The 20530-nt window shown below is 34.0% G+C and carries 24 protein-coding genes; 8 read left to right on the forward strand and 16 right to left on the reverse strand.

The genetic code is table 11. From position 1 onward, the window contains the following. Positions 1–157 precede the first annotated feature (157 nt). Entirely contained in the window at positions 158–1327 is a 1170-nt protein-coding gene (hemA, locus tag ACKI44_RS05520; RefSeq protein ID WP_407422388.1) for a glutamyl-tRNA reductase, read from the forward strand. Here hemA and ACKI44_RS05525 read toward each other — a convergent pair. From ACKI44_RS05525 to ACKI44_RS05535, 3 genes are read right to left on the reverse strand one after another with little or no spacing between them, the layout of a single operon-like run. After that, a complete protein-coding gene (locus ACKI44_RS05525) occupies positions 1314–1508 on the reverse strand; it encodes a hypothetical protein (protein ID WP_407422344.1) in 195 nt (64 codons plus the stop codon). The two genes, hemA and ACKI44_RS05525, sit on opposite strands and share 14 nt — an antisense overlap. Positions 1509–1537: 29 nt before the next feature. After that, positions 1538–2017 carry a DUF4013 domain-containing protein gene (locus ACKI44_RS05530; protein ID WP_407422346.1) on the reverse strand — a complete coding sequence of 160 codons (480 nt, stop codon included), beginning with the start codon at positions 2015–2017 and terminating at the stop codon, positions 1538–1540. Then, positions 2014–3135, reverse strand: coding sequence for an AAA family ATPase (locus ACKI44_RS05535; RefSeq protein WP_407422348.1), 1122 nt, complete (start codon positions 3133–3135; stop codon positions 2014–2016). The genes ACKI44_RS05530 and ACKI44_RS05535 overlap by 4 nt, the downstream gene beginning before the upstream one ends. Before the next feature lie 73 nt (positions 3136–3208). Here ACKI44_RS05535 and ACKI44_RS05540 point away from each other — a divergent pair, with 73 nt between their 5' ends. Further along, a complete protein-coding gene (locus ACKI44_RS05540) occupies positions 3209–4276 on the forward strand; it encodes a metallophosphoesterase (RefSeq protein WP_407422350.1) in 1068 nt (355 codons plus the stop codon). Here ACKI44_RS05540 and ACKI44_RS05545 read toward each other — a convergent pair. The 11 genes from ACKI44_RS05545 to ACKI44_RS05595 all read right to left on the reverse strand — a co-directional run bounded on the left by ACKI44_RS05545 (position 4273) and on the right by ACKI44_RS05595 (position 13782). Next, entirely contained in the window at positions 4273–5109 is an 837-nt protein-coding gene (locus ACKI44_RS05545) for a TIM barrel protein (RefSeq protein ID WP_407422352.1), read from the reverse strand. The genes ACKI44_RS05540 and ACKI44_RS05545 overlap by 4 nt on opposite strands. Positions 5110–5162: 53 nt before the next feature. Next, on the reverse strand, positions 5163–5447 hold the full coding sequence (locus ACKI44_RS05550) for a hypothetical protein (protein ID WP_407422354.1): 285 nt from the start codon (positions 5445–5447) through the stop codon (positions 5163–5165). Between the two features lie 5 nt (positions 5448–5452). Beyond that, positions 5453–5707 (reverse strand): hypothetical protein, encoded by a 255-nt coding sequence (locus ACKI44_RS05555; protein WP_407422356.1) that lies wholly within the window; start codon positions 5705–5707, stop codon positions 5453–5455. Between the two features lie 9 nt (positions 5708–5716). Continuing rightward, positions 5717–6175: a hypothetical protein gene (locus ACKI44_RS05560; protein ID WP_407422358.1), complete on the reverse strand. Its 459-nt coding sequence runs from the start codon at positions 6173–6175 to the stop codon at positions 5717–5719. 152 nt (positions 6176–6327) lie between these two features. Continuing rightward, on the reverse strand, positions 6328–7344 hold the full coding sequence (locus tag ACKI44_RS05565; protein ID WP_407422360.1) for a phosphorylating glyceraldehyde-3-phosphate dehydrogenase: 1017 nt from the start codon (positions 7342–7344) through the stop codon (positions 6328–6330). 169 nt (positions 7345–7513) lie between these two features. After that, positions 7514–7726, reverse strand: coding sequence for a heavy-metal-associated domain-containing protein (locus tag ACKI44_RS05570; protein ID WP_303736358.1), 213 nt, complete (start codon positions 7724–7726; stop codon positions 7514–7516). A gap of 56 nt (positions 7727–7782) precedes the next feature. Next, on the reverse strand, positions 7783–9606 hold the full coding sequence (locus tag ACKI44_RS05575) for a heavy metal translocating P-type ATPase (RefSeq protein WP_407422362.1): 1824 nt from the start codon (positions 9604–9606) through the stop codon (positions 7783–7785). Between the two features lie 60 nt (positions 9607–9666). Next, positions 9667–9939, reverse strand: a complete 273-nt coding sequence (locus tag ACKI44_RS05580; RefSeq protein ID WP_407422364.1) for a metal-sensing transcriptional repressor — start codon at positions 9937–9939, stop codon at positions 9667–9669. A 99-nt stretch (positions 9940–10038) separates the two neighbouring features. Beyond that, positions 10039–11136 (reverse strand): DNA topoisomerase IV subunit A, encoded by a 1098-nt coding sequence (locus tag ACKI44_RS05585; protein ID WP_407422366.1) that lies wholly within the window; start codon positions 11134–11136, stop codon positions 10039–10041. Between the two features lie 8 nt (positions 11137–11144). Next, positions 11145–12848 carry a DNA topoisomerase VI subunit B gene (gene top6B, locus ACKI44_RS05590; RefSeq protein ID WP_407422368.1) on the reverse strand — a complete coding sequence of 568 codons (1704 nt, stop codon included), beginning with the start codon at positions 12846–12848 and terminating at the stop codon, positions 11145–11147. 313 nt (positions 12849–13161) lie between these two features. After that, positions 13162–13782, reverse strand: coding sequence for a KH domain-containing protein (locus tag ACKI44_RS05595; RefSeq protein ID WP_407422370.1), 621 nt, complete (start codon positions 13780–13782; stop codon positions 13162–13164). Between the two features lie 252 nt (positions 13783–14034). Between ACKI44_RS05595 and ACKI44_RS05600 the strand changes: the two genes are divergently transcribed. The 3 genes from ACKI44_RS05600 (at position 14035) to ACKI44_RS05610 (ending at position 16020) form a co-directional block, all read left to right on the forward strand. Further along, positions 14035–14187 carry a hypothetical protein gene (locus tag ACKI44_RS05600; protein WP_407422372.1) on the forward strand — a complete coding sequence of 51 codons (153 nt, stop codon included), beginning with the start codon at positions 14035–14037 and terminating at the stop codon, positions 14185–14187. Between the two features lie 6 nt (positions 14188–14193). Then, positions 14194–14922, forward strand: a complete 729-nt coding sequence (locus ACKI44_RS05605) for a hypothetical protein (RefSeq protein ID WP_407422374.1) — start codon at positions 14194–14196, stop codon at positions 14920–14922. 108 nt (positions 14923–15030) lie between these two features. Then, positions 15031–16020 carry an ATP phosphoribosyltransferase gene (locus ACKI44_RS05610; protein WP_407422376.1) on the forward strand — a complete coding sequence of 330 codons (990 nt, stop codon included), beginning with the start codon at positions 15031–15033 and terminating at the stop codon, positions 16018–16020. A 75-nt stretch (positions 16021–16095) separates the two neighbouring features. On the opposite strand, the gene ACKI44_RS05615 is transcribed toward ACKI44_RS05610, so the two are convergent. Continuing rightward, positions 16096–16308, reverse strand: a complete 213-nt coding sequence (locus ACKI44_RS05615; RefSeq protein ID WP_407422378.1) for a DUF6677 family protein — start codon at positions 16306–16308, stop codon at positions 16096–16098. 55 nt (positions 16309–16363) lie between these two features. Beyond that, entirely contained in the window at positions 16364–17755 is a 1392-nt protein-coding gene (locus ACKI44_RS05620; protein ID WP_407422380.1) for a carbon starvation protein A, read from the reverse strand. 105 nt (positions 17756–17860) lie between these two features. Between ACKI44_RS05620 and ACKI44_RS05625 the strand changes: the two genes are divergently transcribed. The 3 genes from ACKI44_RS05625 (at position 17861) to ACKI44_RS05635 (ending at position 20279) form a co-directional block, all read left to right on the forward strand. After that, positions 17861–19069 carry a chloride channel protein gene (locus ACKI44_RS05625; protein ID WP_407422382.1) on the forward strand — a complete coding sequence of 403 codons (1209 nt, stop codon included), beginning with the start codon at positions 17861–17863 and terminating at the stop codon, positions 19067–19069. Positions 19070–19104: 35 nt separating this feature from the next. Further along, complete coding sequence (locus ACKI44_RS05630) at positions 19105–19614, forward strand: hypothetical protein (protein WP_407422384.1); 510 nt, start codon at positions 19105–19107, stop codon at positions 19612–19614. A 371-nt stretch (positions 19615–19985) separates the two neighbouring features. Beyond that, positions 19986–20279 (forward strand): hypothetical protein, encoded by a 294-nt coding sequence (locus ACKI44_RS05635; protein ID WP_407422386.1) that lies wholly within the window; start codon positions 19986–19988, stop codon positions 20277–20279. Positions 20280–20530: the final 251 nt, after the last annotated feature.

Below are 20530 nucleotides of genomic sequence, written 5' to 3' on the forward strand. Positions count from 1 at the left end.
GTTTATAAAGACACCATTTGCATTTTATCAAGATTATTTCTTTTCATATTTTGATGCAGTAGATAGATATTGCGAAGAAAAAAACATTCCCTTTCTATATTTGAATAAAGATGTTGATAAGATAGGGTTGGATTTTAAAACTGATTATGCAGATAATATGCATCTAAATTGGTATGGTGCAGAAAAGATGTCAAAATATATTGGCAATATACTTCAGGAAAAATATTCAATTTCAGAGTATATTGAGATTTCCACTTGTAATAGGAAGGAATATTATATAAACAATGATTATATTTCTGAAGAGGATGAGTTATTGTCTCATGAAAATCAGAGCATTGTCATAGAACATGGTCAATCTGCGGTTATGCATTTATTGCGTATGACTTCAGGCCTGGAATCAATGATTGTTGGTGAAGACCAGATTTTAGGTCAGGTCAAGGATGCAAAAGCCAAAGCATCTAAAAATCATCACTGCGGTAAATTCTTAGACTTGATTTTTACAAAAGCTATTCATGTAGGCCAGGTTGTCAGAAACAAGACCAATATCAACAAGGGATCAGTTTCAATAGGTTCAGCAGCAGTTGATTTGGCCGAAAAGCATTTGGGTGATTTGACCGGCAAATCCGTTTTGGTTGTAGGTGCCGGAAAAATGGGAAAGCTTGTGGCTAAGGCACTGGCTGAAAAGAACCTGAATGCAATATTTGTGGCTAACAGAACATTTTATGTTGCGGTTGAACTTGCTGAAGACTTGGACGGAACAGCCATTTTATTTTCACAGCTTGACGATTATCTTGTTAATGCCGATTTGGTCATAAGCGCAACCAGTGCACCCCACTCAATTATTAACAGGCAAAGGCTTGAAAACATTGGATTTGGTGATTGCGAGCTGATGATGGTTGACATTGCAAATCCTCGTGATATTTCAGAGGACGTTAAGGAATTGGGAGTCAAACTGTTCAATATCGATGATTTGCGTGAAATCGCAGATTACAATACCAAGCTTCGTGAGAAGGAATTCGGTGAAGCGGAAATCATCATCGATGAAGAGTATCATTTGCTTAAAGAATCCTTTAAAATAATGGAAGTTGATGATTTACTATCAAGTTTAAGAGTATCTATGGAAGAGATAAGACAACGTGAAACAAAAAAAGCATCTTCAAAGTTGTCAGATGTAGATGGCAGTAGTAAAATTCTAAATAATTTAACAAATTCCATAGTCAACAAGATATTTTTCGACATTTCACAAAATCTAAAGCAGGCGGCTGCTGATGATAAGCAGGAAGTATTGAAGTCTGCAGAGTATATTTTTGATTTTAATCGTAAGTAACTTCTTTTCCGATTAATGCAATTAATCTGGTTAAAAATAACAGTATGACTGGACTTATAAAAAAGTTTATTAAAAAGTCAATGAAATTGACAAAATTAAAAATTCCGTAATCCAAAACGCTTCTTAAAATAAGATTTACACTTATTGTTCCAATAATTACCAGAATAATCGTTTTTTTCAACCCGATTTTTAAATAAATTTTGGCAATTTCTATAAAGTTAAAAGCGGAGAAAAATTTGCCTCCGTCAGTATTTTATTTATCGGCGCACCAAAAAATAAGAAATAGATTGCCATGGAAATTATATATAGAATTGTCCATTGGATAAAATGTATGCTACTCGTTATTTCCATATGGTTAACAATCCAGAATAATATGTTTAAAATCAATATATATACGCTTATTGTAATATATTCGTAAAATCCCTCTTTTATCAGTTCTTTTAAATTATTAATAACCGGGGGATTATTATTCCCTTTCATAGTCTCTTTAATTATTTTATATCTGTATCCTTCTTCGAAGAACAGTAATACAGTACACACAACAAATGCTACAATTAAAATTAAAAGATTATTGCTGTGAATTTCCTCAAATGTAGATGCCATACACAGGAATATGCCTAAAAGAACAATTGCTTTCCAATCTCTTAATGTGTATTTAAAAGCGTCTCTGAGTTGGGTTGTGAATTTCATTCAAACATTCCTTTAACGTCATTGATTTTTATTTTACATGATTTTAAAGCATAATCAATATCTTCCATATCAACACAGTCCTTGTCCCCGGCTATTGCATGGTGAAGTGCAGTCTTGAGTATCTTTTCCTTAATATCTCTTCCGGACATGTTTTTTGATACCTTGACCAGTTTTTCAAGGTCCAAATCATGCTTTAAAGGCAATGTGGAAATATTTTTTTCAAAAATCTCATATCTTTCATCATCGCTTGGAAGCTTGAATTCAATTTCCTCTTCAAAACGGCTTCTAACGGCACTGTCAAGTGATGAAGGATTATTGGTTGCACATATTGTGATTACTGAATCATTTTCATCAATACCGTCCATTTCGGTCAATAAGGCATTCACTATTTCGGAAACGTCACCTCTAAGTGACTGGAATGATCTGTGAAGTGCAATGGCATCAATTTCATCAATGAATATTATTGACGGCGAGTTTTTTGAAGCCTTTTCATACAAATCATGTATTTTGGATGCGGCATCACCCACATGTTCACCGATGAGTGTTGTTGCTTTGATTAAATAAAGCGGAACGTCAACCTCTCCGGCAAGTCCCTTGACAAGCATGGTTTTACCGGTACCTGGGTGTCCGTAAAATAATACGTTTCTTGGAGCCCACTTGCCGAAGCTTTCAGGTTCAACAAGAAACTTTTCAATGACCTTGATTTTATTTTTGGCACTCTTTTGACCGACAACATCTGAAAGTGTGATGCTGCTTTTGGTTGACTTTAAGGAACTGTCCTTTTTGTCTTCAATTATTATCTTTATTCTGGTGTGCTCTGAAATGATTGAATTTTCAGGTCTTGCACAAACCACTTTAAAAGCAAAATCAGGGATGATTTTTTGATCAAAAAGGTAGGTTTCACTGTTAACTTCAATACCCAGCCATTGGTCACGAGCATACTGTTCAAATAAGCTTTTATCAGTTATTTCCAATGAATGTTCCATTAATTCAAAGTCAAAAGGATAACCTGCAGATTTTAGAACTACACATTCTGCAGCATTTTTGTTGTCATTTGTTAATATTGCAGATTTTTGGCTTTGACTTTTAGGCTCGCTTTTTTTAGAACTGTTTTTCAAAAAATCACCATAGTTATATATAGATTTTAAAATATATTATCTTTATAATATTTAAAATTATGGAGTATGTGTTATGAGTTTTAGAACAAGGAGAGTTATTTTCATGACTCCCTTTTATATGCTGTTTGAATTTTTCCTTTTTAAGTATATTTTCATGCTGTTTCATCCCCTGGATGATTTGGCTATTCTGACTTTGGCAGTACTTGTAGGACTGCTTCATCTTGTGCCGATGTTTTTTGAAGCTAAAAAATCAACTGTTATCGGACGATTTCTATCCACTGCAGACGGCGTCTGGATGTGGGCATCTGTAATCTTTTTGATTGACATTCTAATAATCTATGCATTATCAGTTTTTGTCCAATTACCTACTGAAGTCAATGTCTCTCTATTGGCCATAGTTCCTATTTTAGGCATATACAATTATTATAAGGCTCATAAACTTGTTGTTAATGAAAAAACTTTAAAATTAGATAATCTTTCAAGAGACATTAATGTCATACATTTATCCGATGTTCATTTCGGCTCCGTGCGCCATAAAAAGATTGTTCGCCAAGTTGTCGATAAGATAAAGGAACTCGAAGACACATGTGAAATAGCTATAATTTCTGGAGACTTAACGGACGGGTCATCCGTTGTTGAGGAAGATGATTTGATGGCATTTAGGGAAGTTAACATGCCTGTAATATTCACTCCCGGAAACCATGACTTTTATCCGGGAATTGAAAACGTTTTTAAGGCATGCAGAAAAGCAGGAATTATTGTTTTGGACAATGAATCCATGGAATTTGAATGTTTAAACATTTTCGGTTTGACATTCAGCTTTGATGACAGGGACACTCCTAAAATCGATGAATCACTTGTTAAGGAAGGCTTTGTTAACATCATCAACTATCATGTTCCATATTACTGGAAGGAATTCTCATCCATAGGCTTTGACATTCAGCTTTCAGGCCATACTCATGGAGGACAGTTCTATCCTGCAGTCAATTTTGCAAACATTATTTTTAAATATAACATTGGACTCTTTAAGGATACTTTAGGACATTACCTGCACGTAACGACAGGGGTCGGGTCAATGGACACTCCAATGAGATGGGGAACCGATTCGGAACTTGTCATCCTAAAATTAAGGAAAAATTAAATCATACTTTCGTATAATTCCTTCATTTTTAAAGCATCAACATCCCTTAGAGGAGTTTCACAGATGATATTTGCATTCCAGCCATTGTCTATGAGGTTTGAAAGCAGATCTTCAATTTGAGGGCCGTATTCATCGCTTTCATCTAATGTATGGTGCTTGACCTCACCGTGGCTTGCATACTCAATGGTTGTAAAGTGACAGTGAAGACGGTCAATGTCCAATTTGTTTTCAATTGTTGAGAAAATGCAGTTGTAATCGTCTTTTTTAGTTAGAAAGCCTCTTCCACGGGCATGAATATGTGCAAAATCGATTGTAGGCTCAAAGTGGTCAAAGCTGGCACACAGCTCAACAATCTCTTCAATGTTTCCCTGCTGGGTACGTTTGCCTGTGGTTTCAGGAGCAAAGGTAAAGTCCTCAATGCCTTCAGCTTCAAGCTCTTCAAATAAACGGTTGATTGTCTGTTTTGAAATTTCCATGGCCTTTTCAGGCTTTTGGTTGGTGTAAAAACCGGGATGAAAAACAAGCCTGTATGCGCCCATCCATTCTCCTGCACGGGCGGTAGCTATTAGGTGGCCAATGCTTTTATCGATTTTTTCACTGTCCTTGGCACATAAATTAATATAATATGGGCCGTGCATTGAAATTAAAATACCGAATTTTTCCGCTTCATCTTTCAATATCTTTGCGGATTTTTCACCAATTCTGACTCCATATGGTGATTGGTATTCATAGGAATCAAGTCCAATTCTTTGAATGTATTTTGGAGCTTTATAAGCTGCTCCTTTGTAGTTAACGGGACTTCCTGCAGGTCCAAAAAATACTTTATTCTTCATGGAAATACTTTTTATTTTAATGGTAATTATATTTTTAGAAAAAATGTTAAAGATTAGAATGAATAATATTCATCTAATCTTTTAGCAATAACTATCCTAATTTCTTCTTTCATTTTTTTGTTCAAATATACATCAAGGCCATGATTAGTTTTTTTGAACCCTATTATTCTTTCTGCATGTAGTTTTTTGACTTCTTTATTTATTAATTTGCAGGGAATTTCGGATAATTTGTTGCATAAATTGGTGATGGGTGTGTGCCTTTTGTTAAAGTAATGATTTTTCCACATGAAAAATAAGATTTTTTCTCTGATTTCTTCAGAATTCTTATTTTTCGTCATTTTAATCAAATATATTTTTCCAATAAATCTTTTAATTCAGTTGCTGTTTTTTTGTTTAAAATAATCTGCATATCTGATTCATGAATAATCTCTAAGTTTCCATTTTCATCGTTGTTTAATTTTTTGTTTACTAAAATTATCATTATTTCATTATCATCTCCACCAACACCTACACGTGATGTAGAAATTACTTTTGAGTTAGGATTTATTTTAATACCTTCTTTTGTAGGCACTTTATATTCTTCTTGTTTATTTTTCATTTTTTCACCTTATTTCTCTTCCATTAACATAAATTCAAAATTAATTAGTTTATTTGTATTCATGGAATAAAATGTGTAATTTTCTTTAATATTAATTTCTTTTTCTAGTGAATCTAAATCTACATTTGGAGCATCTTCACTTAAATATAACTCTTCTTCTTCAGGAGAAAGTTCATCAGATATCTCTTCAGGTAGATTTATTTGTTCTTGAAAGTTTTTTTCAACTAATTCTTCACTAATTTCCATCAATCCTTTAACGATTTTTGATTTAGGATTTAAACTAAATTTTGAATTTTTAAAAGTAATTATTTCAATATCAACTAAATCATCAATAAAATTATTTAATGTTGACCTAGATATTTCAGAACCTACTGCTATTTGTTGTTTTGTATGTTCGGAAAAGGGGGTTGATATTAAATAGTCAATTACTTTGACTTGAGGACAATTTCCAAAAATTTCTTTAAACATTAGCAACACCTCACTGTATAATAATTGTACGTTTATATTAAATAAATTTTTGTATCGTATAATAATTATACGGACTTTGATGGTGTTGATGATATTAGTAAAATCTATTTTTTAGGTTAATTTTGGTATAAAAAAATAGTAAAATAAGGGAATTATAAAATTCCCATCGCTTTATTGGTTTTTGCAATTGATTTTTCGTTGTCACTTTCCATTTCTAAAAGTGCACGTATAGCATCAATGTTTTCAGGAATTACGTCTGATTCCTGGTGTACTGCTTGCATATAGAAGAGTTCATTTCCGACAACGTTAACGGATTCTTTCCATACTGGAATTTCGTATAGGTCATTCCTGCTTCTACCTAATTCCTTAGCGTATTCCATTAACTCAGCAGTGGAACCTAATCCTTCTTCTGCAGATACAACAATAACTCTTGAGCGTTTTTCAAGTGCTTCAAGAATTTCTGCGGTTTCCACATCGTTATTGATTTCAACCATAATGTTGTGTTGGTGCATTAATGTGGTAGGCACGAGCAGAGCCATTGTGGTAACGTCAATACCGTCCATAACGGTTTTTACATCAGGACCGTGGTGGGAAGGTACTTTTGGAGGGTTAGGTACAATTGCGTTAATAGGACCTTTCTTGATTTCAGAAGGGTCTGATCCTCTTCTTACCATTACTGCTCTTACTTTTTTAATGTCTGCTATTTTATCAATAGTGTGTAATGTACGGGTAAGACCTGTTGTGTTACAGGAAACTACTCTGGTGTAGTCTGCGCCGTATGAATCATCATAATTTGAAATAGCGTTAAATGAAAGGCCAGTTAAGTCATGGTCTTCTCCACCTTGGTATATTGCTTTTACGCCAGCTTTTTTATACATCTCAAGGTTTTGAGGACCGATACTTCCAGGAGTACAGTCAACAACAACGTCAGCTTCCTGGATCATGTCTTCAACAGTACCTGCAATTTCAATTCCTGCGTCTTTAAACATCTGTTCTCTTTCAGGAATTCCAATGTATAAAGGATAACCTTTTTCTTCAACAGCAGTTCTTGCTTCGTAATTTGGTCTGGTTTTACTTACACCAATTACTTTCATATCATCTTGGGCTGAAACAGCATCAGCAACTCTTTTACCGATAGTTCCATATCCATTAATTGCAACAGTTTTCATTTTAATCCCTTTTAAAAATTTAGAATTTAATCTATGTTTTAAGATTTATTATTTAAATTATATATAATTTGATATTTGATTTGCTTTTCAAAATAGTAAATGAAATGAATCTAAAAATGAGTTTAGAAAAAATAATGCTTTGGTTAAAAAATGAAAAAAATAAGAGGATTTATTCTACTTTAAATCCTGCTTCTTCTACAGCTTCTGATAAGTCTGCATCACTTACTTTATCGGTATCTAAGGTAACTTTTGTAATTCCAGAGTCCAAATCAGCTTTAGCATCTTCAACTCCGTCAACATCAGTTAATGATAATTGTACTGCGTTTACGCAGGAAGGACAATGCATTCCTACAACTTTAATTTCTTTTTCTTCGATTGCCATTATGTAGCCTCCATTGTTTTATATAATATGCTTTTTATTTAATTTTATTTAAATTTTTAGTTATGCCTAATTTTTTTGGGAAGTTTGTAATTAACGAGAAGCCCAGAATAAATGATAACGACAACAGAACCGATATTATGTATCAGTGCTCCTTCAATAGGATTTAACAGGCCGAGAAGAGCCATAACCATTGCAATAATGTTTAATGTTAATGAAAATCCTATGTTCATGTTAATTGTTTTGATTGTTTTTCTTGCAATTCCGATTAGGTGGGGCAAATCACCGATGTTGTCGTTAATTAATGCGATGTTTGCGGCTTCTATGGACACATCACTTCCAATGCTTCCCATAGCTATTCCAACATTGGCCTTTTTAAGGGAAGGCGCATCGTTTATTCCGTCTCCAATCATTGCCACCTTGTTGTCTTTAAGTTGTCTTTGGCTGATATATTCGCATTTATCTTCGGGAAGGCAGTTGAATTTTGCATTCGTTACTTTCAGTTCATTTGCAATATAGCTTCCGGCATGTTCATTGTCTCCCGTCAGCAGCGTTGTTGTTATTCCAAGTTTTTTCAATCTTTCTATTGTTTTTGATGAATTTTCACGTACCACATCGGCTAAGATTACTTCTCCTATTAATTCACGATTTTTCACGACAAATATTTCACTTTCACCATTTTTCACGTTAACTGAGCTTTCTATTGAAATGTTTTCATCTTCAAGCAGGGTCTTTTTTCCGGCCATTATTTCAAAGCCGTCAACATAACCCTTCACTCCTTTTCCTATTATCATCCTGAAGTTTTCAACATCCCCAAGCTTTCTGATACCATAATGGCTAACAATGGCCTTTGCAAGGGGATGTTCTGATTTGGACTCAAGAGATGCAAGAAGATACATCATATCGTCGTCTTTGCTGATTACGTCAACCACTTTAGGAGTTCCGTATGTTAAAGTGCCTGTTTTATCAAATACAAGTTCGTTTATGTGAGCCAGCTCTTCTATTGATTGGCCGTCTTTAACCAGGATTCCGTATTTGGTCAGATTTCCTATGGTCGCCATTATTGCAGTCGGCGTAGCAAGTACCAGTGCGCAAGGGCAGAATACTACAAGAACAGTCACTGATCTTGTTATTTCAAATGTGAATAGATATATCAGTATTGATGCAGTAAATGCGATTACAACGATTAATGTCGCCCATTTGTCTGCAGTCTTAACGATTTTTGAATTTTCAGGTGAAGATGACTCGACCAGTTGAATTAACTTTTGAAGTGAACTGTCTTTGCTTTTTTTAACTGCCCTCATCAGGAATGAGCCGTAAAGGTTTATTGTTCCGCTGTAAACTTCGTCCCCTTCGGCCTTGTCAACAGGCATTGATTCGCCCGTCAATGTGGCCTGGTCAATTGATGTTTCTCCGTCAGTTATTATTCCGTCACACACTATGGTTTCGCCCGGAAGTACTTTTAAGGTATCTCCGATATTTATTTCATCAGCATTAATATGTTCTTCTTTTCCGTTACGAATTCTTGTAGCTATTGTCGGTGTCAGTTTCACAAGTTCCTTGATTTTTCCCTGTGTTTTTGATACAGTGTATTCTTCCAGAAATCCTCCAATAGCCATGATTGTTGCAATTTCTCCTGCTGCAAATACCTCTCCAATGATTATTGAAGCTATGATTGCAATTGATACTAGCAAATCTGCTTTTATGTCAAATTCACTTACTAATCCTTCTATACATTCTTTAAATATTGGGATTCCACAAAATATCACGGCAATCCAGGACAGATAATCCAGTGAAAGCGTAAAGCTTGCCACCAGGCTGATTGCGGATATTGTTATCAGTGACAGGTCTATCTTTTCAGTTTTGCCAAACTTTAAATTCATTTCTCACAGCCCCCTGGTATAGATATACCCTATGGGGTATAGTGAAATTTTAAAAAAAAATTAGAGTCTTGAATAGTACTCTAAAATTGTTGAGATATCGCCTAATGCATCATCAACTTCTCCATCATCAATTGCATTCTTAACACAATGTTCTAAATGTCCTTCTACAATAATGTGCCCAACTTTATGTAGTGCAGACTTAGATGCATTGACTTGCATTAGTATTTGTTCACATGGAATGTCTTCGTCAATCATACGGTCTATTGCGTTCAATTGGCCAATGATTTTTCTAAGTCTTCTATGTAAATTTTCGCTATCCATACATTCTTTCAAAATAACACCTACCTATACCTACTAGGGTATATAGAATATTGGAGTATATAAATGTTTCGATGGATCAAAAAAATAAAAAAAAGAAGGAAAATTTTAGGTTTAATTTTCCAGTTGTTCTAGTTTTTCAGGGAAGTAGTTATCAACAACGTACTCGAGCCCGTATTTTGAGAAAGATTGCTGTTCTGCTTTCTTACCGATCTTAAGCATCTTTTTGATTTCAGTTTGCCAGAAATCGTTTTTGTACCTTGGGTCTTTTGAAAGCTCTTTTAATCTCATGACGTCAACATCTTTAAGCTTATCTGTAGGTAAGTCATATTTGATAATGTCAGATGCTGTTACTCCCATGAATTTTGCATTAGGAGTTGCTAAATCATGATTAACGTGAGCTAATTTTGCACTTCCAGAAATAATAACCTGTGCAATGTGGAATCCCCAAGGGTCTCCGTCGTTACAGATGTAGACTGGTAAATCCAATTCTTCATTAACCCTTTTAATGAATCTTCTTGTAGCACGAGCAGCCTGTCCTTTAAGCCCGACAATCAATGTATTAAATCTTTTGTGTGCACTTTCCTGTACCATACGGTGGAACATTCCCATGGTTTCCACTGCAATAACTCTTTCAACACCGCAATCGAGGAATTCAACCTGGTCAATTGTAGGAGAAATTGTATAACCTGATTTTCCTGCCTTTGCAGCGTTAATTTCAACGTCATCATCCAAAAGGGTAATGTCTCCGTAAACTGATGCACCGTCTTCTTCAGGCATTAATCCTAAATCTTCACGGGTTGTACCGAGAGTTACTTCCAAATCCTCTCCAACAATGTTTGATTCCTGCTGTGATTTGAAACTGATTCCCCAACCTTCGGAAACGTAATACATTTCCCTGATGGTAGCGGTTTTTTCTCTTGCAACCAAATCTTTACAGAAATTTGCAACGTAAACCATCTGACCTAATTTTCTGATTTGTTTAACGTTACCGAGAGATCTTCTACCATATCTGTCTCCTAAAACATAGTATCTTTTAGCATCATCGTAAACAATGTTTCCGGTACCTCTTGAAGGAACTCTGATTGAAGGAACTTGTTGCTTTTCAATTTCTTCAATGATTTCTTGACCTAATCCTTTTAACTTGTTGAAAGTATATTCTTTTCTTACTTCTTTATGAGATTTACCTTCCTGATTTATTTTTTCAGCCATATAATCACCTATTCTTCAAAATCTCCTTCATCTTCATCTTCACTGTAATTGAGATTACTGTGCTCTTCATCAACTGCATATCCATGTTCATCAAGCTCTTCCATGATGATTGCGTCAAGTTCTTCTTCTTCGACTTCCTCTTCGACCTTTTCACCAAGCAATTCGGCAAGAGCTCTTTTAGTTACTTTTGCAAGGACTTCATGATATTCAGGAACGCCGGTTTCACCAAGTTTAGCGGCTTCTTCAATAATTACAGGCACATATTCTTCAAATACTTTGGAACGTTTTTCTTTTTCTTTTGCAGCTCTTTTTGCTCTTAAATGTTTTTGGAGCTGACGAGCCAATTTCATTGTAGCCTGTCTGATTTCCTGAACGATTTCAGGTTCTGGAGAAACACTCTGTTTTCCGGTTGAAAGGTAAGGAACCTGTGTTGAAATAATGTTCACGAATAAAGTTAATGGGGTATTGTCCATATCTCTGAGACCGTAACGTTTCCAGTCAATACTTTTTAAAGCTTCTGTAATAGCACAGCTTCCTGCATCGAATGTTAATGGAACTCTGTTTGCAAATCTCATGATCTCGGATTTTCTCTGTTCGTTGACAACTCTTCCTGCATCTCCACCGTAAGCAAGTCCTGCTTCAATAATGAATGATACACCACCTGCATAAGTAACAGGTTTTCTGGTAATTGTGGTTACAAATTCCGGTTTGAGGATTTGTTTCATACCCTTTTCAATCTGATCGGATCCGATTGGTATAAGACCGTCAGTTGGAGGAGCCATAAATTTCATTTTCTTGAAACACTGAACGATAGCTTCTGCTTCCTGGAATGTCATGTCCTTAGGACGTTTGTTCATGTCAATTCCAGTCATTTCAGCTATTTCGTCTGCTCTTTTGTTTGACATTCTGGACATTGAAGAAGTTAACATACTTTTATATCTTCTTTTATCAGTATTTTTTGCCATTGTCATTAAATCGTCAGCGCTTACACCTTTAGGGTGTGGCAATACTTCTTTTGGAAGTGTAGGGACAACGTCTGCTGCTCTTTTGAAGATATATTTGTGTCCTGTTGGGTCCCTGAATGTGATTTTTGCATGAGGGTTACCAATCATGGTTCTTCTGATGTATTCGAATGCACCCTGCTCTGCCATGGAGTAGGAAACCTCTTTAAATTGCAGTTCAATACAGACACCGGTTGATTCTCCAGTATATTCTTCTCTTTCCATTAAAATTCCTGTATTGTTTTTAACATCCATCTGGAATTTCATTTTAACTCCTTTAATTTCATCTCCATCTTTATAACATGAAATTACACGAGCAGGTTTACCTGTAGTCATTTGTGATAATAATACACAACCACTACATCCTAAACCCTGTTGTCCTCTGGATTGGATGTTTCTGAATTTGGATCCTGCAAACATACTGCAGTATACCTGCATTACATAGTCTTCAGGAATTCCAGGTCCGTTATCCTTGTGTCTTAATATGTAGTGCTCTTTGTCAACACGTATTAATTCAATGTCAATGTCTGGTAATATTCCGGATTCTTCGGCTGCGTCAAAACTGTTTGTAATCAATTCGTGAAATACGATAGTTAATGAACGAATTTTCCCGGTAAAACCTAACATCTGTTTATTTTTACGAAAGAACTCTGATGGTGTTAAGTGTTGGAAATCTTTCTGCCAATCAAGTCCTACATCTGTTTCTACCAAATTATGTCCTCCTTTGATTTTTATAGAATTTTCTATAATTAAAATTATTAATTTAATAAGTATATAAATAACATCCGAGAGCATTTGACGAGTAATATTTTTACAGCACCATACCTAGTTTGTTGAAAAATATACAGTAAAATAATAATAAAAATTGTAAAAAATATAGTATTTACACTATGTTATCTATATATGTTGGTTGAAGTATATAATGTTTTGCTATTCACTTCGATAATATTCTATCTTCAAAGCAATATTCTAATAGTAAGGTAATAATTCTATATAAAAAAAGTAGGACAGTAACATAATAATGTTACTGCAAGGTCTCTTCGTCAAAGTCTATGCCGTCTTTGAACTCAATTTTATCATCGTGGATACCGACGAGATCTTTAAATTCCTTAAGTTTAAGTGTTTCTTTTTTGTTTTCCAAAAAGGCATAAACGGATTTGTGTCTGGAACCGTTTAGAATCATTTCAACAGCCTCTTTGGCAATTAAAACATTGTCCATTTCACCAATTAATGAAACTGTTTTTCCATAAACGGCCATGTCAACTTCGGCCAGTTCGGTAATGAGTTCACGGGTCTTACCGTTTTTACCGATGATTCTTCCTTTATATCTGGCCAATGCTTTTTTGGATTTGCCGATATACAAAGGCAATTTCATAATTTCAAGATAAATGTCATCATGAATTAATTTCATAGCAACTTCTGGGTTAAAACCACGTGCTACGGCTTTTACGATGTGATTAGCATTCCAAACACCTAACGGATCTTCCATATCCTCACGGGGAGTGATATAAACAGTTCCATCATCACTATCGATATCAATTATTGTGCCCGTTAATTTTTCAATGGATTTTTTTACATCTCCGTTGGTACCAATTAAAGCACCTACTCTGTTTTGAGGTATTTTTAAATAATCTGTTTCAGGCATTTTTATCACCTTCTTAATTAATTATTTGTTAAAAATTCTATTTAATACTTGTTTTTAATTGATGTTGATTTATAAATTTTTTCATGAAAAATTTTACTTTCTAATGTAAATATTGATTTAAGGAGGTTATATTCAAAAACAAGGTTAAATTGTTCTCTAAAATAACTTACTAACTTATATATTACTTATTACAAATAATTAATTGTAAATGTACTTCATTTCACTTAAACAAAAAAGGTGTGGGTGTTAAAAATGAAAGATAAAGAAACAATTAGAATGCCATTCCCTGAAGATACATTCAACAAAAGACAATTTCCATATTTTGGTGAGGCTTTTCATGAATTACATAATCTTCCGGGTAAATATCTCCAAACCATACCTACTGAAATGCCGAAACTTGGTTGAGGCAATTTGAGGGGAGATATAGCATATTTTGTAATGATGGATGATGCATCGATACATATCATCAATGTGGAAGATGAAACATCAAAGGTGAGAAAAGAGGAACTTGATAAAGCATATAAGTATAAAACTCTTTTCATGTATAATCATTGGAAACCTGTTTTAACTGTAATTACAACTACAGTACCTTTGGATAATTGCTTAAAGGGAATTAATTATTCTCAAAGTGATATATTCAGACCAATGATTTTTTCTCTACCTTATGATGGGGCTTGGAATGATTTAAATAATATGGTTGATAGAATTAACCATCAAGAACTATTCACTAAAACCGAAGGTCTTGAATTCATCACTCTTCCAAGATGCTGTAAGAATAATCAGGAGTTGGCAGTTGAAAAAATCTGTGAAGTGCTTCCTGATATAAACGTAGAAAATGTTTTTACAAAATTTGAGCTGATATATTGTATGCAATGTTTGATTCACAAATATGCAAAGACTGATGAGGATATCTTAAGATTGCAGGAGATGATTGGATTGAAAGAAGCAAAAATCGAAAGAATGAATATTTTGGATAAGGCAGAAGCCAGGGGTGAAATTAAAGGTGAGATTAAAGGTGAGATTAAAGGTTGTCTTAATATTTTAAATGCCTGGGCTAATGATCCTAATAGTGGATATACTGTTGAGGAGTTGGCGGATAAATTTGGTTTCACCGTTGAAGAGATATTGAATGGAAAATAGATTTTTCTCTATTTTCTTTTATTTTTACTATTTTTAAGATTAAAATTTCTATTTTTTTTAAAAATTATATATATCATTAAAATAAATAATTCTTATTTAGGTATTAATATGAATGATAAAATAATTTTAGGACTTCCAAAAGGAAGTTTAAATAATGTGAAAAGAGGAAATACTCATCAGTTATTTGTTGATGCAGGTTATGAGGTTAAAGGATATGAACCTGGCGATGAGTCTTATGAAATTGAAATATTAAACGATGACAGTATTGTTGCTTTTTTAACCCGTCCGCAATCAACTCCCGTTGAGTTAAATAGGGGAATGGTCGATATAGCTATTGTTGGAGAAGACTGGATTAAGGAAGAGTCAGTTTTAAGGGATACAAATACCATCAAGCTAGGGGATTTGGATTATGGAAAAACCCGTTTGATTGTTGCGCTTCCTAAAGAGTCTCCTTATGAAAATTTATCTGACTTTTTCAGAGCAAATAAAGACAGAAAAACTCCAATTTTATGTTTTACTGAATATCCAAACCTGACCAGAAAATTCTTCATGGAAAATGAAGCATATCAGGAAATCTATGGGGATGCAGTACCATTTGTTCAGGTCAGGGGTTTGACTGACGGTGATAATGAGATGGTACAGGTGATTAACTCCGATGGTGCTACTGAAGTTTACATTGCTAAAGGTGCTGATTTAATTGTTGATAATACACAAACCGGAAGCAGTTTAAGAAAAGCAGGCCTAAAAGAAATTGAAACAATCTTACATTCTTCAGCAGGACTTTATGCCAGTGAAAAATGCACAGAAGAAAAACTTGAAAAAGCTAAAATGATTTATGAACAGTTATTGGGTGCTATTACCGCTAAAAAATATTTCGATGTAAAATTCAACATTGAAAACTCCAAAATCGAAGAGGTTTCCAAATATCTTATTGAAAACAAGCTCTGTGCTGATGAACCTACACTCACTCCGGGTTCTGACTTTTCACAGATCAACGTTTTAATTCCTAAATCCAAATTCCCTGAAATGGTTGATGCCATTAAAGGATTTGATGCAACTTCCATTATCAGAAATGATTTAAAACAGTTAATTTATTAATTTCTGGAGGTAAACCCTCTAGATTACTTTTTTTTTGAAAAATTGTCTCTAAAAAAAATAAAAAAATAATGATGGTTATTGTGCCATCATATATGCGTCGTATGCTGCATAGAGACGGAATATTGTCCTGATGATGAAAACAATCCATCCTCTGAATATTAGCATTCCTACAAGGTAAAGTGCTATAAAGACTATGAAAAATATTACTCCTTTTTTAACATCGCCTTCTACAGCTTGGCCTAAACCAGGAAGAATTAATGACAAAATTGCTGCAATTATTGGATGCATATTTTTTACCTCCTTTCCTATTTATTTCCTTATTTATCTTAACTGATTAAAATGTTTATGTCTTTTTGTATTTTTTAAGAAATATTATCGTGATAATTGCTGTTGCAATGACTGAAACTAAATTAGCAATCATTGACGGCAGTCTCAATCCTTCCGGGGCCTGCAGGATATATGCAAATGCAATTAATGAACATGCTATTGCAGGCAGTAATGTAATAATATAAGGTTTTTCTTTCTCAATAAGATAAACGGATGCTGCAAAGAGCACTAATGTGGCTATTATCAGCTGAGCCCATGCAAAATATCTCCAAATCAGACTGAAATCAACAAAAGTCAATAAAAATGAAGCTATAAATAGGGGTATGGCCAGTTTAAGTCTTGAAATTATTTTTTCCTGATTGATATGAAATTCATCAGCCGCTGTAATTCTTGAACTTCTAAGTGATGTGTCTCCTGTGGTAATCGGACAGATTACAACACCGATTATTGTTAAGATTAAACCAACAGGTCCAAGCAACGTCACTGCCATCTCATTGACTCCGACGGATGGTGTTGCTCCGTAAATTACTGCGAGCTGTGGCTGGCCGTGGAAAAATGCCATTGCAATTGCTGCCCAGCACAATGCGATTAAACCCTCTAAAACCATTGCGCCAAAAAATACTGGTCTTGCATCTTTTTCATTTTTCATGCAGCGCGCAACTATAGGTGATTGGGATGAATGAAAACCAGATATGGCTCCGCATGCAATAGTAACAAATAGGTATGGGAAAATAGATTTGTCAGTAAAATATAATCCTTGTGTTGTAAATTCGGGGATGGTATATCCTGGGTTTAAGAGTATGGCTCCAGTCATTAAAATGGCCATGACTAAAAACAAAGCGCCGAAAACCGGGTATATTTTTCCAATAATCTTGTCAATCGGCAATATTGTTGCTATGAAAAAGTAAATGAATATTACTATAATCCAGATAAATGTATTTGTATTGGTTAAGCTAGCAATCAAGTCTGCCGCTCCTGTTGCAAAAGTGGATGCTACAAGAATTCCTGTCATGATTATTAAAGCTGCAACAAATTTTTGGATAGTGCTTCCCAGATACTTTGAAATGATATTCGGCATTGTAGAACCGTCATTTCGCATAGACATGAATCCTGAGAAGAAGTCATGTACGGCTCCTATGAAAATAGTGCCTAAGGTAATCCATAGGAATGCTGCAGGACCGAACAATGCTCCCTGGATGGCTCCAAATATAGGTCCCAAACCGGCAATATTTAAAAAATGAATCAAATATGCCTTAAATGTAGACATTGGCATATAATCGACACCATCTTGAAGTTTATATGCTGGAGTTGTCTTTGTTTCATCAGTTCCTGCAAGTTTTTCGATTGCTTTTCCGTATATGAAATAAGATGCTATTAAAACAACTGCACAAAGAATAAAACTGTACATACGTTTATTTTTTTAGTTTTTTCTTATTAATAACTTTGTTTTAAAATTTAAATATTTAATTTCACAAAACTATTTTTAATTGTTAACCTTTTTTGAGGCTTATTGATGGATTTGAAAAATAATTTGCTTTTAACGTTATACACAATAATAATAGGGGTCATGACCGGATTAATCATATGGTGCTTTATACATGCCATGAACTTCGGAATTCATTTCCTGTGGGATTATCTGCCGGCTTTAATAAATTTCAAATATTATACAATTGCAGTATGTTTAATAGGCGGACTTTTAATAGGGTTGTGGAAGAATAAATATGGAGACAGTCCTGAAGACTTGAATCAGGTAATTAAAAAAGTTAAAAAGGACCATAGATACTCATACAGCAATATTTTTCCGTCCATAGTCTCTTCTCTATTGCCTCTGATATTCGGTGCAAGTGTGGGGCCTGAAGCGGGTTTGACAGGCATTATTGCAGGGCTCTATACATGGATTGGAGACAAATTAAGGATATTTAATGAAGAACTTGAAGAATTGGCCCATATTGGTATTACGGCAACGTTGGGAACAATATTTGTCTCACCTATTTTCGGATTCGTTGAGCCGATTGAAAACGAAGACGGCAAACTGCCGAAAACATCAAAAAATATATTCTATTTTGTAGCTATTTTAAGTTCCTTTGGAATATTTATCTTTTTAAATCATTTAACCCACAATCATGGGGGTCTTCATTCAATAGGTGCTGCTGCTTTATCCGATTTGAATTATCCGGCAATAATACTTCTGATAATTTTAGGAATACTTCTTTCATATGTCTATTTCATTAGCCACAAATTATCTAAAACAATATTTAAAGGTCTTGAAGGTAATTTCATCGTAAAAGGACTTATTGGCGGGTTAATACTTGGTATTATGGGAACATTGCTTCCATTGACCATGTTTTCAGGCGAACAACAGATTTATCTTTTGCTTGGAACAGGCGCCCAGCTGGGAGCAGTCGTTCTGATTTTAACGAGCCTTATAAAAATTCTCTTAACGAATGTCTGTATCGAAACGGGCCTTAAGGGAGGGCATTTCTTCCCGCTCATATTTTCAGGAGCTGCAATGGGCTGTGCATTAAGCATTCTTTTAAATATCGATCCTGTAATTTCAATGGCTGTTGTCACAACGTCATTTATGGCAAGCATCTTAAAAAAGCCTATCGCAGTAGTTTTGCTGTTAATGATTATCTTTCCGATGAATCTAATTCCGATAATGCTTGTATCTGCAGTAATAGCATGCTTATTTAAAACTCCTAAATTTTTTGAAATGATATGAAATGATATTGACTGAGAATTTAATACGGGGATAAAATGCAAAAGAATACAATAATTATAATGGTATTGTTCTTAATTGGATTGGTTTTAGTTTTTTCATATATTAAGGCAGATCCTAATTCTTATAATGGTAAATATGAACCTCCGAATCCTAGAGACATTGAAATTAATGGCATTACATTTTCCGTACCTGGGGGATTCATGGAGGATAGGGATTCATATAGTGCAATCTATGAGGACACCTTTTCAAATCACAGTGTAACAAAAGAAGAAAGGACGTTCCATCAAAATGATATTCTGATATTGTATATTAAAGTATACGATTTAAAGGATGCAAATTTCACACTCAATGATTTGAATGACGGTTCTTATGAAATTAAATCAATCAATGGTATTGAAGGATTCTTTAAAACTGAAGAGGTTGAAACTCATTCGGGTTTTGTAAAAAATAACCATCCAAGGTATTATTTCAATTATGTTAAAGACAATAGGATTGTAATGATTCAGTGTGATGTAATGAATGTTCTTAATCAATTGGTAAAATAGTTATCATGTAATTTAGAAGTTTCCAATTAGTTAGCGTAGTTATATTTTCTAACATAATATGATTAATTAAAATCAACAATTTATTTTTACATTAAAAATTAGCAATAAGTCGGGAAAATCTCACAATTTATTATTATTTCTATATTGAAATATTGTATTTACTTTATAAATTTTTATTAGGTGATTAAAATTGATTTTAGTCAATTTTAAACTCTGAATTTAAAAATAATTAATTTTAAATACTTTAGAGTTCATAACATTCATCATCGGATTCATGATAAATCCATATAGAATTTGTTTGGAAAATGATTTATATAATTTAAATATATATTTAATATCAATATTATTTTTTCAAAAAAGAGGTAATGTATATGAAATGGACTACACTCCAATCTAAAGCTTACGGGTTAAACATTAATGATTTTGTAAGTGATGAATTTCTTGAAAAACTTAGAACTGAGTTTGAAGATAAGGATGTTGATGTTGTTACCTTACAAATTGCTGTAAGAGATAAAGTTAAAGATCCTAAAAATGACGATGCTAAAGTTGACATTATCTCATTATCTAACCGAAATATTGAAGATACTCTATTGCATAAAACTATAGTGGATGTTACATCTGATGAAAATTTTGAAAAAATAAAAAGAGTAATTGATGAATTTTAACATTTTTGTGCAAGAATTCTCCGGCTTCTGCAAGCCGGAGATGAATTGCACTTTAAAGGTATCTTCCTATTATTGAGTTACTTATTTTTTTTAGTTCAATGGGGGTGTTTGTTAGATAGGATTGGATGATTGCTCATCCGCACCCTCTGTGGAACCGTACGTGTCCGTTTCCGAACATACGGCTCGAGCAGAACTTTATCCGAAAGTTCAACTATATTATTCATCGATTCATAAAGTAGTCCTCTTTACTT

It is taken from the genome of Methanobrevibacter sp. (assembly GCF_045646205.1).
In the GTDB taxonomy this organism is placed as follows: domain Archaea; phylum Methanobacteriota; class Methanobacteria; order Methanobacteriales; family Methanobacteriaceae; genus Methanocatella.